The organism is Escherichia sp. MOD1-EC5495 (genome assembly GCF_002965965.1).
Taxonomy (GTDB): Bacteria; Pseudomonadota; Gammaproteobacteria; order Enterobacterales; family Enterobacteriaceae; genus Escherichia; species Escherichia ruysiae.
Genome location: NZ_PTRI01000013.1, coordinates 40,981 through 56,723, shown reverse-complemented (window position 1 = coordinate 56,723; position 15,743 = coordinate 40,981). Strand labels below are relative to the sequence as shown.

16 protein-coding genes and 1 pseudogene are annotated in these 15,743 nt (G+C 52.0%); 7 read left to right on the top strand and 10 right to left on the bottom strand.

Going from position 1 to position 15,743, the window contains the following annotated elements; translation table 11 throughout:
* Positions 1–22: 22 nt before the first annotated feature.
* Positions 23–1,042, bottom strand: a complete 1,020-nt coding sequence (epd, locus tag BEG40_RS12315; protein WP_105285484.1) for an erythrose-4-phosphate dehydrogenase — start codon at positions 1,040–1,042, stop codon at positions 23–25.
* 371 nt (positions 1,043–1,413) lie between these two features.
* Here epd and BEG40_RS12305 point away from each other — a divergent pair, with 371 nt between their 5' ends.
* The 5 genes from BEG40_RS12305 to BEG40_RS12285 are packed head-to-tail and all read left to right on the top strand — an operon-like array spanning position 1,414 to position 4,490.
* A complete protein-coding gene (locus tag BEG40_RS12305; RefSeq protein WP_000988685.1) occupies positions 1,414–1,845 on the top strand; it encodes a PPC domain-containing DNA-binding protein in 432 nt (143 codons plus the stop codon).
* A gap of 22 nt (positions 1,846–1,867) precedes the next feature.
* Positions 1,868–2,446 carry an ECF transporter S component gene (locus tag BEG40_RS12300; protein WP_016231422.1) on the top strand — a complete coding sequence of 193 codons (579 nt, stop codon included), beginning with the start codon at positions 1,868–1,870 and terminating at the stop codon, positions 2,444–2,446.
* Positions 2,447–3,154 carry an energy-coupling factor transporter transmembrane component T gene (locus BEG40_RS12295; RefSeq protein WP_105285483.1) on the top strand — a complete coding sequence of 236 codons (708 nt, stop codon included), beginning with the start codon at positions 2,447–2,449 and terminating at the stop codon, positions 3,152–3,154.
* On the top strand, positions 3,142–3,819 hold the full coding sequence (locus BEG40_RS12290) for an ABC transporter ATP-binding protein (protein WP_105285482.1): 678 nt from the start codon (positions 3,142–3,144) through the stop codon (positions 3,817–3,819). The genes BEG40_RS12295 and BEG40_RS12290 overlap by 13 nt, the downstream gene beginning before the upstream one ends.
* Positions 3,813–4,490 (top strand): ABC transporter ATP-binding protein, encoded by a 678-nt coding sequence (locus BEG40_RS12285; RefSeq protein WP_105285481.1) that lies wholly within the window; start codon positions 3,813–3,815, stop codon positions 4,488–4,490. The genes BEG40_RS12290 and BEG40_RS12285 overlap by 7 nt, the downstream gene beginning before the upstream one ends.
* Here the strand turns inward: BEG40_RS12285 and BEG40_RS12280 are convergent.
* Genes BEG40_RS12280 through cmtB form a run of 6 tightly spaced genes read right to left on the bottom strand, consistent with a single transcriptional unit; the run spans position 4,462 to position 9,816 of the window.
* Positions 4,462–5,175, bottom strand: a complete 714-nt coding sequence (locus BEG40_RS12280; RefSeq protein ID WP_105282864.1) for a nucleoside/nucleotide kinase family protein — start codon at positions 5,173–5,175, stop codon at positions 4,462–4,464. The two genes, BEG40_RS12285 and BEG40_RS12280, sit on opposite strands and share 29 nt — an antisense overlap.
* Positions 5,172–5,681, bottom strand: a complete 510-nt coding sequence (gene fumE, locus BEG40_RS12275; protein WP_105285480.1) for a fumarase E — start codon at positions 5,679–5,681, stop codon at positions 5,172–5,174. The genes BEG40_RS12280 and fumE overlap by 4 nt, the downstream gene beginning before the upstream one ends.
* A gap of 21 nt (positions 5,682–5,702) precedes the next feature.
* Positions 5,703–6,668, bottom strand: coding sequence for a class II fructose-bisphosphatase (gene glpX, locus BEG40_RS12270; RefSeq protein ID WP_000987270.1), 966 nt, complete (start codon positions 6,666–6,668; stop codon positions 5,703–5,705).
* A complete protein-coding gene (locus BEG40_RS12265) occupies positions 6,665–7,942 on the bottom strand; it encodes a zinc-binding dehydrogenase (protein ID WP_000853208.1) in 1,278 nt (425 codons plus the stop codon). Before BEG40_RS12265 ends, glpX begins: the two co-directional genes overlap by 4 nt.
* A 14-nt stretch (positions 7,943–7,956) precedes the next feature.
* A complete protein-coding gene (cmtA, locus tag BEG40_RS12260; protein ID WP_105285479.1) occupies positions 7,957–9,345 on the bottom strand; it encodes a PTS mannitol transporter subunit IICB in 1,389 nt (462 codons plus the stop codon).
* A gap of 27 nt (positions 9,346–9,372) precedes the next feature.
* Positions 9,373–9,816, bottom strand: coding sequence for a PTS mannitol transporter subunit IIA (gene cmtB, locus BEG40_RS12255; RefSeq protein ID WP_001236692.1), 444 nt, complete (start codon positions 9,814–9,816; stop codon positions 9,373–9,375).
* A 353-nt stretch (positions 9,817–10,169) separates the two neighbouring features.
* On the opposite strand from cmtB, the pseudogene BEG40_RS12250 reads away from it, so the two are divergent.
* A pseudogene (locus tag BEG40_RS12250) lies at positions 10,170–10,508 on the top strand (prohibitin family protein); the annotation flags it as partial.
* A gap of 217 nt (positions 10,509–10,725) precedes the next feature.
* On the opposite strand, the gene tkt reads toward BEG40_RS12250, so the two are convergent.
* On the bottom strand, positions 10,726–12,717 hold the full coding sequence (gene tkt, locus BEG40_RS12245) for a transketolase (RefSeq protein WP_000098617.1): 1,992 nt from the start codon (positions 12,715–12,717) through the stop codon (positions 10,726–10,728).
* A gap of 277 nt (positions 12,718–12,994) precedes the next feature.
* Here tkt and loiP point away from each other — a divergent pair, with 277 nt between their 5' ends.
* Positions 12,995–13,753 (top strand): metalloprotease LoiP, encoded by a 759-nt coding sequence (loiP, locus tag BEG40_RS12240; protein ID WP_016159701.1) that lies wholly within the window; start codon positions 12,995–12,997, stop codon positions 13,751–13,753.
* Positions 13,754–13,902: 149 nt separating this feature from the next.
* Here the strand turns inward: loiP and speB are convergent, their stop codons facing one another.
* Both speB and BEG40_RS12230 read right to left on the bottom strand, forming a co-directional pair.
* Positions 13,903–14,823 (bottom strand): agmatinase, encoded by a 921-nt coding sequence (gene speB, locus BEG40_RS12235; protein WP_000105566.1) that lies wholly within the window; start codon positions 14,821–14,823, stop codon positions 13,903–13,905.
* A gap of 135 nt (positions 14,824–14,958) precedes the next feature.
* The gene (locus tag BEG40_RS12230) at positions 14,959–15,690 is read right to left on the bottom strand and encodes a hypothetical protein (RefSeq protein WP_000758908.1); all 732 of its coding nucleotides are present in this window, start codon (positions 15,688–15,690) and stop codon (positions 14,959–14,961) included.
* Positions 15,691–15,743 lie beyond the last annotated feature (53 nt).

The following is a 15,743-nucleotide window of genomic DNA, read 5'->3' as shown; positions in this document are numbered from 1 at the left end:
TTTTGCAGACGCTGCTTGCGTCTTACCTGAAAGCAACAGCGGCCATGGCTAACGTCGTGTCGAGCATTCGGTTAGCAAAGCCCCATTCGTTATCGCACCAGACCAACGTTTTGATCAGGTGTGCGCCACTGACCCGGGTTTGGGTGCCATCGACAATGGCACTGTGCGGATCGTGGTTAAAATCTACAGAGACCAACGGTAATTCCGTATAGTCAACTATACCATGAAATGCACCTTGTGCCGCCTTTTGCAGCAACTGGTTGACTTCATTGGCTTTTACAGGTTTCTTCACCGTCACGCTTAAATCAATTGCCGTCACATTTATGGTTGGCACACGTACCGCAATCGCTTCAAAACGATCGTTAAACTGCGGGAAAAAACGCGTGATACCAGCGGCCAGTTTTGTATCGACCGGAATAATCGACTGACTGGCTGCCCGGGTGCGACGCAGGTCAGGATGGTATGCATCAATAACCTGTTGATCGTGCATGGCGGAGTGAATTGTGGTCACAGTGCCGGACTCAATACCGTACGCATCATCTAACAATTTGATGACGGGAATTATGCAATTCGTGGTACAGGAAGCGTTAGAAACGATGCGGTGTTCCGCACGAAGTTGATCCTGATTGACGCCGTAAACAACGGTCGCGTCGAGATCGTTACTGCCAGGATGTGAAAAGAGCACTTTTTTGGCCCCGGCGGCAATATGCGCTTCGCCATGCTCGCGAGTGCCGTATACACCAGTGCAGTCGAGAACCACATCGACGCCAAGTTCACGCCAGGGAAGCGATTGCAGTGAACGTTCATGCAATACGCGGATGGCGTCATCACCAACAAAGAGTTGATCGCGTTCCTGACGTACTTCCCATGCAAAACGGCCATGGCTGGTGTCATATTTCAACAAATGCGCCATGCCCGCAGCATCAGCCAGTTCGTTGATTGCCACCACGGTGATTTCCGCCCGGCGTCCGGATTCATACACAGCACGAACCACATTACGCCCGATGCGACCGAAGCCATTTATCGCTACGCGTACGGTCATAGGTCTCCTGCAAGGCTTTCTCTAAGCAAATTTGCCAGACAGAGTAGTCCAGCAAATCGTTCGGGAAAACCTTACCTGTCGCAAATCGCGACTGATTGGTTAATTGTCGAACATTTAATCGACTGAAACGCTTCAGCTAGGATAAGCGAAACGCGGAATAAAAGGAATGATTGTCCAGTCAAAGAAGACAATTATCTGACTTACGTCACGTTTTTCGCCCTGATTCGCCAGGAATTATTCCACCTCGCAGAATCACGAATAAGCGTAGCAAAATCTTTTCGTTATGCCGTCATAAACCCTGACTTATATCAGAATATGACTGATGCAGCGTCGATATCATCCGCAATACGTCCGAGTTTCGGAGTACTTCAATGATGACATTGCCTCACCCTTATTCTTCAACTGCACGCTTTTACGCGCTGCGCCTGCTTCCCGATCAGGAAGTTTTCTCTCAATTACGCGCCTTCGCACAGCAGCAACAGCTTCACGCTGCGTGGATTGCTGGTTGTACCGGCAGTCTGACTGATGTTGCTTTGCGCTATGCCGGGCAAGAAAACACCACCCTTCTAAGCGGTAAGTTTGAAGTGATCTCACTGAACGGCACGCTGGAACAGACGGGCGAACATCTTCATCTCTGCGTTTCTGACCAACACGGTGCGATGCTTGGCGGTCATATGATGCCCGGCTGTACCGTGCGCACCACGCTTGAACTGGTGATCGGCTGCCTGGAAGAACTGGCATTTAGTCGCCAACCTTGTGCACTTTCTGGTTACGACGAGTTGCATATTTCCCCCGTTAACTAACTATTTTCAGAGAGGTTTTCTTATGGCGCGTCGCCACTTTTCCAGTCAGGCTCTGGTGCTGATCGTTATCTCTATCGCCATCAATATGATCGGCGGGCAACTGGCCAGCATGGTCAAACTACCTATTTTTCTCGACTCCATCGGCACGCTTATTAGCGCGGTACTGCTTGGGCCGGTGGTCGGTATGCTGACCGGCTTGCTGACCAATTTACTTTGGGGATTATTGACCGACCCGATCGCCGCCGCTTTTGCTCCCGTAGCGATGATCATTGGTCTGGTCGCGGGCTGGCTGGCGCGGGTGGGTTGGTTTCGCACCCTACCGAAAGTCGTTGTCAGCGGCGTGATTATTACCCTGGCGGTCACAGTCGTTGCTGTACCGTTACGTACTGCGCTGTTCGGCGGCGTAACCGGTAGTGGAGCCGATTTGTTCGTTGCCTGGATGCACTCTATGGGGCAAAACCTGGTGGAATCGGTGGCGATTACGGTGATAGGCGCGAACCTGGTCGATAAAATTCTCACGGCGGTGATTGTCTGGCTTTTACTGCGACGACTGCCGATTCGCACTACGCGCCATTTTCCAACGATGGCAGCCGTGCGCTAAATGCATCCGTTTACCTCATTAACGCTGTGGGCGCTGGCGGCCTGCACCACGCTAGTCCTGCCCGCGCAGACCATTTTGCCGGTCTATAGCGCGGCGACCTTTCTCTGCCTCATTGCGTTAAAAGCCACGCGGCGACGGGCAAAATATGTCGCCTGGCTGATGTTTTCGCTGGGGGTCGGGCTGTGGCTAGTGCACGGTGGCTGGCTGACAGAATGGATAAGCGGAACGCCGCGCAATCCAGAACGTTGGGCATTTGCTATTACGCTCTGGCTGCGCATTCTGGCTATTGTTTCCACTTCGCAGTTGTGGATGCAGTACGTACCCGTGCAATGTTTTATCCGCGCTTTGTTTGCTTCTCGCCTGCCGCCGGGCGTCGCTTATCTGTTTGCCGGACCGCTGCTGGTCGTTGAGCAGTTAAAACGGCAATTAGCGATTATTCATGAAGCACAGCGTGCGCGTGGCGTGCCGCTGGATGAAGGCTGGTATCAGCGTTTACGTGCGATGCCGGCGTTAATTATTCCGCTAACACACAATGCGCTTAACGATCTGGCGATCCGTGGTGCGGCGCTGGATATGCGGGCATTTCGCTTACATAACCGGCGCACTACGCTATGGGCACCACCTGACAGTAAATTACAAAAAGTGTCTCGTTACACCATGATATTGCTGATACTGGCAGAACCCGGAGTGTGGCTATGGTTACGTTAGAACAGTTTCGCTATTGTCCGACGCACTCAACGCACTCTCCGTTCTGTTATGACTTTCACTATGACAAACCGGGGATGGTCGCCATCTTTGGGGACAACGGCAGCGGCAAAAGCACGCTGGCGCAGCTGATGGCGGGTTGGTATCCGGACTTCCTGCCGGGTGAGATCGCTGGCACGGGAATGCTCCTCGATACGCCTATTGGGCAACTCCCATTAAACGAACAAGCCGCCACTATCCAGCTCGTCCAACAATCACCCTATTTGCAGCTCTCCGGCTGTACCTTCAGCGTGGAAGAGGAAATTGCGTTTGGACCAGAAAATCTGTGTCTGGAAGAAGCCGAGGTTATGGCGCGCATTGACGCCGCCCTGACCCTGACCGAGTGCCAGCCGTTGCGCCATCGTCATCCAGCAACGCTCTCCGGCGGAGAGGCCCAACGCGTGGTCATCGCCTGCGCTATCGCCATGCAACCAAAACTATTAATTCTTGATGAAGCCTTTAGCCGACTGACGTCGCAAGCCAGCGAAATGCTGTTGCAGCGTTTACAACACTGGGCGCTGGAATGTGATTCGCTGATTATTCTTTTTGAACGTCATCGCACACCTTTCCTGAACTATTGCCAGCAAGCGTGGCAACTGCAAAACGGAGTGCTCCGGTCATTATGTTAACGTTAAATCAGGTAACTTATCGCTGGCCAGGTGCGGCAACGGATTGTCTTTGCGACATTTCTCTGCAACTCAAACAAGGTGAATGGCTGGCGCTGACCGGCGACAACGGCGCGGGAAAATCGACACTATTACGCATCATGGCGGGTCTTCTTCCCCCATCTTCCGGTACAGTAATATTGCAACAACAGGCATTACATACGCTTAAGAACCGCCAACGCGCGGCAAAGATTGGCGTGCTGTTTCAGGAAGTGGAAAACCAGCTGTTTCATAGCACCGTCGCTGAAGAGGTCGCGTTTGGCCTGAAATTACAAAAATACTCACCCGCAGACATCGCGAAACGCACCGAATACGCCCTGCAATGTTGTCAGTTAGCAGACGTTGCCAGCGCGCATCCATTGGATCTGCATAGCGCACAGCGAAGGATGGTCGCCGTCGCCAGTCTGGAAGCTCTCGCCCCGCCGCTGTTATTACTTGACGAACCGAGCCGGGATTTTGATGCCCAATGGCTGGCGGTATTTGAAAGCTGGCTGGAAAAGTGCCGCCAGCGTGGTGCAAGCGTGGTGGCAATCAGCCATGACGCCGCGTTTACCCGGCGTCATTTTTCTCGCGTTGTGAGACTGGAAGGCGGTGTAGTGAGAGACGTCAATCCGCCAGACGATATTCACCGCTAGCCGTCATCATTAAGGTCAAATTTGCCGGCAGACTCTGTTCCAGCACCCGGCGAACATTTGGGCCGTCGGTACGTTCATAAAAGGCTTCAGCGTCTGCCAGCGATAACCCTCCCGCCAGCTTGCGCCCCACCAGCCGTTCCCGTAACGCAGCTGCGGGCGCGTTGATAAAGATCGAGAAATCACAAAATTGCGCAAGCGTGCGCCACTTCTCGTCATCCAACAACAGCCAGTTTCCTTCTACGATAATGATCGGTGCAGTAACGTGTAACGCATCTTCTACGGGATCATGCTTTTGTCGATCGTACTGCGGCCACGTACAATCCCCTTCCACTGCCCGGCGCAGATTTTCCGCCAGTTTCGCCACGTCAAACGTCTGCGGTGCGCCTTTATAAGGGCGAAGCTGATGCTCATCCAGCCAGCCATTGTAATGGTGAAAACCATCCATCGGGAGCGTCTGAATAGCGGGTAATTCGGGATCTTGTTGTGCAAGATATTCCCAGAAGGTCGTTAGCGTAGATTTGCCCGTCCCCGGTGGAGCGCAAAGAAATACCACCGTGCGCCGCTGCGGATTTACCGCCTGCAAGGCGGCCAACATGCGCAGCAATGGTTTATGCACGTGTTTTATCTCTTCATCATGGTACTGCGCTTGCACGTTCAGCCCATTCACCGTTAATTCAATTTTCACGGCGTTAATTCCTTTAAGGTTGTCGTTACTGCCAGCGTCAGCGCCGTTTTGACCATCCCGGTAAAACGCCCCTCTGACCAGACGGCGAAATCGGCGAACTTCATCGCCTTTAACGCATCATAGAGAGTCGCATTGCGGGTTATACTATTGACGTTGCTGATAAAATCCCAGGTTATGTCATCGGCAAATCCTGGGGGGGCATCCTGTTCGTTCAGGTAATGCCAGAACTGAGAAAAATGCGTGATATCGGCGTACAACCATTTATCCATTTTCCCCAGCGCATAAATTAAACGCAGCGCAACATCAATATCGTCAAGCGGGCCGCTTTGGGCGAGTAACGGCTTCACTGCATATTCCACGATCTCTTCATCGTTATCGATAAACAGCGACGGCAGAAACTGGCGTATTCCCTTGAGCAAAATGGTATGCGCAGTTTTCATAAATGAAAATAAATTGTCCTGTGCGTCCAGTTGCTCAAGCACATCATCTTCTGTCAGCGTCGCCATTCGTCTTCCGATAGATCACCATCAATGCAGGGAATCTATTATATTACACGTTTGGTCCGCGCCGCCGATCAGTAATGTCTGCGTCCGCACCCCATTCGCCGTCTGTTGTATACCGTTCACCAGCTCTCCGCCCGTGACGCCCGTGGCACTAAAGAGGATATCTTTTCCCCTCACCAGTTCGTCGAGTGAGTACACTCGGTTAACGTCAACCCCCATTTCCTTACACCGCTTGCGCTCCTGCTCTGCAATTTGCCGATTTTCGGTGTAGTCACCTTTGGCCTGACAAAAATCAATCAGCTCGGCCTGCATATCCCCGCCCAATGCTTTAACAGCGCAGGCAGAAATAACGCCCTCTGGCGCACCGCCGATGGTGTACATCACGTCGTAAGGATTATCCTGCCAGCAGGTCAGCACGCTGGCGGCGACATCGCCATCCGGCAGAGCAAAAACCTTCACGCCAAGCTGCGTCGCTTCCTCAATCGCGGCACTCAGGCGCGGTTTATCAAGCGTAACCATACGTAACCTATCCAGTGGTTTACCTAACGCTTTCGCCACGTTGCGCAAGTTTTCTGTAAGGGGTAAAGACAGATCGATTGCCCCGGCAGCCAGTCGATTAACGACCAGTTTTTTCATATACATATCGGGCGCGTGTAGCAAGCTGTTTCGTGGGGCGAAGGCCATGACCGCCAGCGCATTGCTCTGCCCCATCGCTACCATCCGGGTGCCTTCAATCGGGTCAACCGCGATATCGACTTCTGGCCCATCGCCTTTGCCCACATCTTCGCCAATCCACAGCATCGGCGCGTGGTCAATTTCTCCCTCGCCGATAACCACTCGCCCACGAAAAGCGACGTCGTTTAATGCCTGGCGCATCGCGGTGACCGCCAGGCCATCAATTTTATTTTTGTCGCCACATCCGGTTTGCGGCCAGGCAGCCAACGCTGCCTGCTCCGTAACGCGAAATAATGGCCACGCCAGGGACATCATTGCGCGGCCTCCCCGATATCAACGCCAAATTGCGCCAGCAGATATTTCTCGGCCTGCTCATTCCAGATACCGTGCGTTTCCTCAACCAGCCGCGCCAGCTCTTTAAACAGCGGATCTGTTTTGCCTTTTTCGGCAAAATCGCTAATGGCGGTGAGCGGCATGGTGACGCCGTTGTAGATGAGTTTTTTACCGCCGGGGATATCCGGCAAATTGAGCACGGTTTCTGGCACCGCATCCAGCCCACCGATATGGGTAACCATAAACGACGGCTGCAACTGCCCCGTGGCGCTAAGGGCTATCGCCTCTTTCATATCGTCCGTTGAACCGCCGGATGTACCGACGACGTGGGTACTGTTGTAATGGACGTTGTAGAAATTAAATGGCACTTTGAAGTTTTTATCCGTCGGGCCGGCAAAGAAGTTCAGGCAGCCATCTTCCGCCAGTAATTCATCAGCCATCTCGACGACTGAAGGCACCGCTGCATAGACAAACACGTCATCGAACCCGGCATCTCCTGTCAGCGTCCGTAGCGTCTGGACTGGATCGCTCATCCCTTTGGTATTCACATACACCAGTTCAATGCCCTTGCTTGCAGCCAGTTCCACCGGCAACAACTTCTGCACCTGCGCCAGGCGTTTTTCGTCGATATCGACCACCACTACCCGCGACGGTTGTACGCCGCCGTTAATGGCGTAATCTATAGCGCCAATTCCCATCGGGCCAGCACACGCCAGCAGCGCAATATTGCCACCAGGTTTGACGCCCATGCGATGCTCATAAACATATTGCGTGGTGTGATAATTGGCATGATAAGCGCCAATAATGCAGCACATCGGCTCCGCCAGCGACGCCGCTGCAAAATAAGAACCGTGATACGGTAATACACAGCCCAGGTTAATGGCGATTTCGGGAATAATCATATAGGTGGCATTACCGCCGAAATATTCGTAGCTGTATCCGGCTGAATATCCAGTGGGTAATCCCATTGCCGGTTGCAGTACAAAACGTTGGCCTTTTTTATATTTGTCGGTGAGATTTTTACCCACTTCGACAATAACCCCGGCACATTCATGCCCGGTAATTACCGGATGATTTTCTAAATCGTCAGGCACCCGTTTATGTTCGCTACCGAGTAACGCCGCTTTCCAGGTCGATAAACAAACGCTGTCAGAAATTACACTCACCAACAGTTCATTATCGGTAATTTCTGGCAGTTCAAATTCGCGCAGACGGACATCCCGCTTGCCATAAATAGCAGCAACTTTGGTTTTCATTTTTACCTCTGTAATCAGTGTTTATGTTCGGCGGTTAATTGATTAAATAAAGTGTCGAGCTTTGGATCACCAATATAGTTATTAATCAATATCAGCGGTTTATCCGTCACACGTTTCACGCGTCCTTCCAGACTGGCGTGTGTGACCACAATATCGGCATCCGCAGGCACGTTTTCTATCGCGTAATGTTTTACTTCTATTGCCAGCCCCGCTTTTTCCAGGCGCTTACGGAAGGTGGTTGCGCCCATCGCGCTGGAGCCCATCCCCGCATCGCAAACAAAGGCAATGCGTTTCACACGGCTTAACGAAAATGCGCCTTCCTGCTTCATTGCTTTAACCGCATTGGCTGACTCGGTGAACTCATCTTCACTCTCAGTCTCCACCGTTTTTTCCATCTTCAGAATCAGAGAAGTGATGACAAAGGAGACCAGGGTGCCGACCGTAACACCGGCAATTGTCGCAAGGAACGAGCCTTTCGGCGTCAGTGCCAGGTACGCAAAGATAGACCCCGGACTTGGGCCTGCAACCAAACCGCCATCCAGTAAGTTAAACATCCAGGTGCCAGACATGCCGCCCGCAATCATGGCGATAATGGTCAGTGGCTTCATCAGCACATACGGGAAATACAGTTCGTGGATGCCGCCAAGAAAGTGAATAATCATCGCACCTGGCGCAGAACGTTTACTCATTCCTTTACCAAACAGACTAAACGCCAGCAGCAACCCCAACCCAGGCCCCGGATTCGACGCCACCATAAAGAAGATGGATTTGCCGTTAACCGAAGCCTGTTGCATACCCAACGGGTAATAAACACCCTGATCGATCGCGTTATTGAGGAAAAGCACTTTCGCAGGTTCATTGATAACAGACAGCAGAGGCAGATAGCCCGCATGTACCAGCGCCTCAATACACTCTTTGACGAAAGTATTGGCTATTAACACCGCTGGACCGATAACTTCAAAACCTAACAGGCAGAGAGCCATGCCGGCGATACCTAATGAGAAGTGATTGATAACCATCTCAAAACCAGCGGGGATGCGTTTTTCCAGTGCCTTATCGACATATTTAATCATCAGGCCGCCAAGCGGTCCCATAATCATCGAACCCAGGAACATGGGGATCTCAGCACCAACAATTACGCCAATCGTCCCTATGCCCCCCATCACCGCACCGCGTTTACCGCCGACCAGGTGACCACCGGTAGAACCAATCATCACCGGTAATAAATAGGTAATCATTGGGCCGACAATTTTGGCGAAATGTTCATTCGGCAGCCAGCCGGTAGGAATAAATAATGCAGTAATAAAACCCCAGGCAATAAAAGCTCCGATATTGGGAATGACCATAGCGGTCAAAAAGCCCCCAAAAGCCTGAACCTTTGCACGAGCAGACTTGTTTTCCATAATATTATCCTGTAGAGGAGAAAGTTATTATTCGCGGCTGATAATGTCCGCTAATTGTTTTTCTGATGATGCTGTTAAGAGTTGTTCAAGTATTTCTTCTTCGCACAGTAATTCACTTAACGCCTGAATAGCGCCAATGTGCGAATCGGCATCGGCAGCAGAAAGTCCGATGAGTAATTTAATCGGTTCGTCATTCCCGGAAAAATAAACACCTTGTTTAAGTAACGTCAAAGACATCCCGGTTTTGAGCGCCCCACATTCCGGTCGCGCATGAGGCATTGCCACGCCTGGTGCGAGAATATAATAAGGGCCATTGCTAATGGTGGAATCTTTAATAGCCTGAATGTAATTCTCGCTGATATAGTCTTTTGTTAATAATGATGCCATCGAAAAATCAATAGCCTCCTGCCAGTCTTTAGCTGCATGTATCACTGAGATTGATGATTCTGGAAAATAATCAATAAGCCGCATAAATTATCCCTATTTTTAGAGTACCGACTGTCGGTGAAAATAAAATACGCGCGCAAAAAATTGAAAGCAATTGGGCTAAAAAGGCGAAACACCAGAAGAGGGAAAACAAACAAGCCATAAATAACAACAGGTTGCGATTAGTAATTATAAAGTCAACTTTCTGTTTGTGAGTTGAATTGCAAATAAGACAAATTTATGATTATTGTGTTTGTGATCATGCTCACCATTTATAGCTTGAAAGTACGAAAACAGATAAAATTAAATCTTACAGCCCCTTCTTTATAGATTCTTAATATTCGGGGTTGAATGTTATCCTCACATCAGAGGGGGCATATTCCTTGCTTTGCTCAATTTCTGACGCTTATGAGAAGTCGATTGAAGATCGAATGAAAGCGGAAGTCGCCATTGCCACACGTAAGCAAAATCTGGAAACGGAGAAAATCCAGGCGCAAATTGCCGTAACTCAGGCTCAGGCTCAGGCTCAGGCTCAGGCTCAGGCAGAAGCAGACAGCAGCTAAAGCGGAGACTATTGCGTAAGAGGTGCGGCTAAAGCCGAAGCTATCCGCCTGCACGGTGAGGCTCTACGGGACAATCCGGGTCTTGTTGCCCTTACCACTGCTGAGCGTTGGGACGGCAAATTACCCGATACCATGCTCCCCGGCAGTACTGTTCCGTTTATCTCAACCAAGTAAAAAGAGCCGCGTTTGCGGCTCTTGAAACTGATGGCAAGGGCTAAACTGCCTGATGCGCTACGCTTATCAGGCCTACACAGTCCGTGCAATATATTGAATTTGCATGATTTCGTAGGCCGGATAAGGCGTTCACGCCGCATCCGGCATGAACAACGCGCACTTTGCCAACAATATGAAGGGCCGCTTTCGCGGCCCTTCTCACAAAGCATCTTACCGATTACAGCAACGCTTTTGCTTTCGCAACAACGTTTTCAACGGTGAAGCCGAACTCTTCAAACAGTTGCTCTGCCGGTGCAGACTCACCGAAGGTGGTCATGCCGACGATAGCACCGTTCAGGCCAACATACTTGTACCAGTAGTCAGCAATGCCCGCTTCCACAGCTACGCGTGCAGTAACCGCTTTCGGCAGTACGGATTCACGGTAAGCCGCATCCTGCTTGTCGAATGCGTCGGTAGACGGCATGGAAACCACGCGCGCTTTCACGCCTTCAGCAGTCAGTTTTTCGTAGGCAGCGACAGCCAGCTCAACTTCAGAACCGGTAGCGATGAAGATCAGTTCCGGCTGACCGGCACAGTCTTTCAGCACATAACCACCGCGCGCGATGTTTGCCAGCTGCTCTTCAGTACGTTCCTGCTGCGCCAGGTTCTGACGGGAGAGGATCAGCGCGGTCGGGCCGTCCTGACGCTCAACGCCGTATTTCCACGCTACAGCGGATTCAACCTGGTCACACGGACGCCATGTAGACATGTTCGGGGTCACGCGCAGAGAAGCCACCTGCTCAACCGGCTGGTGAGTCGGGCCATCTTCGCCCAGACCGATGGAGTCGTGAGTGTAAACCATCACCTGACGCTGTTTCATCAGCGCAGCCATACGTACCGCATTACGTGCGTATTCTACGAACATCAGGAAGGTGGAGGTGTACGGCAGGAAGCCACCATGCAGAGAGATACCGTTAGCAATCGCGGTCATACCGAACTCGCGAACACCGTAGTGGATGTAGTTACCGGCAGCATCTTCGTTGATTGCTTTAGAACCAGACCACAGTGTCAGGTTAGACGGAGCCAGGTCAGCGGAGCCGCCGAGGAATTCCGGCAACAGCGGACCGAACGCTTCGATGGCATTCTGAGACGCTTTACGGCTGGCGATTTTCGCCGGGTTAGCCTGCAGTTTAGCGATAAACTCTTTCGCTTTGGCGTCGAAGTCAGACGGCATTTCGCCTTTCATACGGCGGGTAAATTCAGCCGCTTCCTGCGGATAAGCTTTCGCGTAAGCAGCGAATTTCTCGTTCCATGCGGATTCTTTCGCCTGGCCTGCTTCTTTCGCATCCCACTGAGCATAGATTTCAGACGGGATTTCGAACGGCGCGTATTTCCAGCCCAGCTGTTCGCGGGTCAACGCGATTTCAGCGTCGCCCAGCGGCGCACCGTGGGAGTCGTGAGTACCGGCTTTGTTCGGGGAACCGAAACCGATGATGGTTTTGCACATCAGCAGGGACGGTTTGTCAGTCACTGCGCGCGCTTCTTCAACTGCGCGTTTGATGGATGCCGCGTCATGACCGTCGATGTCGCGAATAACGTGCCAGCCGTAAGCTTCGAAACGCATTGCGGTGTCGTCGGTGAACCAGCCTTCAACGTGACCATCAATAGAAATACCGTTGTCATCGTAGAATGCAATCAGTTTACCCAGCTTCAGCGTACCCGCCAGAGAGCAAACTTCGTGGGAGATGCCTTCCATCATGCAGCCGTCGCCCATGAAGGCGTAGGTGTAGTGGTCGACAATGTCGTGGCCCGGACGGTTAAACTGCGCCGCCAGCGTTTTTTCTGCAATCGCCATACCGACTGCGTTGGCAATACCCTGACCCAGCGGACCGGTGGTGGTTTCCACACCAGCGGTATAACCTACTTCCGGGTGGCCCGGAGTTTTAGAGTGCAGCTGACGGAAGTTTTTCAGTTCTTCCATCGGCAGATCGTAACCGGTGAGGTGCAGCAGGCTGTAGATCAGCATGGAGCCGTGGCCGTTGGACAGCACGAAGCGGTCACGGTCAGCCCAGGACGGATTCTGCGGGTTGTGTTTCAGGAAATCACGCCACAGGACTTCGGCAATGTCAGCCATACCCATAGGGGCACCCGGGTGACCGGATTTGGCTTTCTGTACTGCGTCCATGCTCAGCGCACGAATAGCATTGGCAAGCTCTTTACGTGAGGACATTTTGACTCCAGATCGGATGATGAAGGGCACGCCCTTAACGACTTGATGACAGCGCGTTTTGGGCTACGCCGGAAAATTTGCCAACAATTTACCGCAAGCCGCGCGTCATGTACATGGAACATCCTTTTGCCGCTTCAGAAATCTCTGGATCATGCTCGCATGTTGCGCAATCTGCTCGCCCGTCCGCTGCGCTTTTCCTTATACTGAGACTGAGCGTCGATTCACCTGCAAACGGCGCATTTTTAGAATAATCCTGACCTTGTGCGGAAGAGAAAACATGAAAATTCGCGCCTTATTGGTAGCAATGAGCGTGGCAACGGTACTGACCGGTTGCCAGAATATGGACTCCAGTGGACTGCTCTCATCAGGAGCGGAAGCTTTTCAGGCTTACAGTTTGAGTGATGCGCAGGTGAAAACCCTGAGCGATCAGGCATGTCAGGAGATGGACAGCAAGGCGACGATTGCGCCAGCCAATAGCGAATACGCTAAACGTCTGACAACTATTGCCAATGCGTTAGGCAACAATATCAACGGTCAGCCGGTTAATTACAAAGTGTATATGGCGAAGGATGTGAACGCCTTTGCAATGGCTAACGGCTGTATCCGCGTCTATAGCGGGCTGATGGATATGATGACGGATAACGAAGTCGAAGCGGTGATCGGTCACGAAATGGGGCACGTGGCGTTAGGCCATGTGAAGAAAGGGATGCAGGTGGCACTGGGCACTAACGCGGTGCGTGTCGCAGCAGCATCTGCGGGCGGGATTGTCGGCAGTTTATCGCAATCACAACTTGGCGATCTGGGCGAAAAGCTAGTCAATTCGCAATTCTCCCAACGTCAGGAAGCAGAAGCGGATGATTATTCCTACGATTTGTTGCGCCAACGCGGCATCAGCCCGGCAGGTCTCGCCACCAGCTTTGAAAAACTGGCGAAACTGGAAGAAGGCCGCCAAAGCTCAATGTTTGACGACCATCCGGCATCCGCCGAACGCGCCCAGCATATTCGCGATCGTATGAGCGCGGATGGGGTTAAGTAAGGTTCGGGGGTGCCTAACGTAGGTCAGATAAGGCGTTCACGCCGCATCCGACATGAATGGCACATGCGTTACACCGTGCGCATTGCCGGATGCGATGCTGACGCATCTTATCCGGCCTACGGGTGATGAGCGTAAGCAGGATAAGGTGCTTACTCGCCCTTTTTCGCCGCCTGAATATAGAGCATCTCCAGCGCCAGCGTTGCCGCAGCCAGCGCGGTGATTTCCGACTGATCGTATGCCGGAGCCACTTCCACAACGTCCATCCCAACAATGTTGAGATCTTTCAGGCCGCGTACCAGTTTAATGGCGCGATCGGAGGTCAAGCCGCCAATCACTGGCGTACCGGTTCCCGGCGCAAATGCAGGGTCCAGGCAGTCGATATCAAAAGTCAGATAAACCGGCATATCACCCACAATCTGTTTCACCTGGGCGATAACATCATCCACGCTGCGATCGTTCACCTGGCAGGCGTCCAGCACGGTAAAGCCGTTGTCTTTATCAAACTCGGTACGAATACCAATTTGCACGGAATGATTCGGGTCAATCAGACCTTCTTTCGGCGCGGTATAGAACATCGTGCCGTGGTCAAATTCACAACCGTTAGCGTAGGTATCGGTGTGGGCGTCAAAGTGTACCAGCGCCATTTTGCCGAAATGTTTCGCATGAGCGCGCAGCAGCGGCAGCGTGACAAAGTGGTCACCACCGAAGGAGAGCATACGTTTACCGGCAGCCAGCAGCTTCTCGGCGTGTGCCTGCAGTTTTTCGCTCATCTCACGGGCATCGCCGAAGGCATATACCAGATCGCCGCAGTCCACCACGTTCAGACGCTCGCGCATGTCGAAATTCCACGGGAAGCGGTTGTGTTCCCAGGCCAGGTTAGTCGAAACCTGGCGAATCGCCGCCGGGCCGTGACGACCACCGGCACGGCCAGAGGTGGCCATGTCGAACGGCACGCCGGTGATCACCCAGTCGGCATCGCTGTCATACGGCTGGAAGTTCATCGGCAGGCGTAAAAAACCAAAGGCGTTGGAAACCAGTGAGTTATCGTATTGATGCCCTAAGGTGCTCATGGATGGACTCCTCTTACAAAGTCGATATAAAAAAACCCTTCCGCGTCGTTAGGCCCGACGAGGAAGGGTTGGATTTGCGAAACACAAGTTTGCGCTAATTATCGCCTTAAATGGGCGAGGCATCAAGCGAGGTTGCTATTTACGACACGGTGGCGGCGCATAGCCATTGTTGTCAGCCGGAAAGGCTTGTCCAGAGCACGGCGGCAGCGCGCTTTTCGCCGAGCCTTGCAATTCAAAGGCGGCAAAGCCGATCACCCCGGTATTACGCACATCGCCTTGCGCCGAATTGGCGGCGTAGGAATCTGCAACATTGGCGAACTGAAAAGCCGCTTCGGTATGTTTATCTTTGCGGAATCCTTTAATCGCTAACGAATCACCAGCGTTCACAATATAGCCATTGTTATTCAACGAACCTTGTTTACCATTCAGAACATCCAGGCCATCAACCGTAGCAACGATCTCGTAGTTAGTGTTCCGGCTGTAGTTACGGACATATAATTGATAATTCATCCCCACTCTGGCATGAACAATATATCGCGGTTCATTATTTGATGAATCATAAACTCGCGTAATAGGTAGAGAATTAAAATTCGCATCACGAATAGCATATTCCAGTTCGTTAATACGAATGCTATAAACACGGTCGTAGCCGGAAGGAATATTTGTCGAATAATTAATAACGATCATCTCTGCCGGATCGCGCCAGGCGCGTTCAGCAGATACGCCCTGAACCGTTGAGTGCACATCCCCACCCCAGGCGGTGCCGACATTGCCCGATGCACTGCTATTATACTGCGCATTACTGGAACAACCGGCCAGCAGCACGATTAATGCCACCAACGCGCTACGTACTTTCCATTTTTTCATAACCGTTCCCTCTGCATTTAATTAATGCAGCGATTGTAGGGAGATTATTTAAT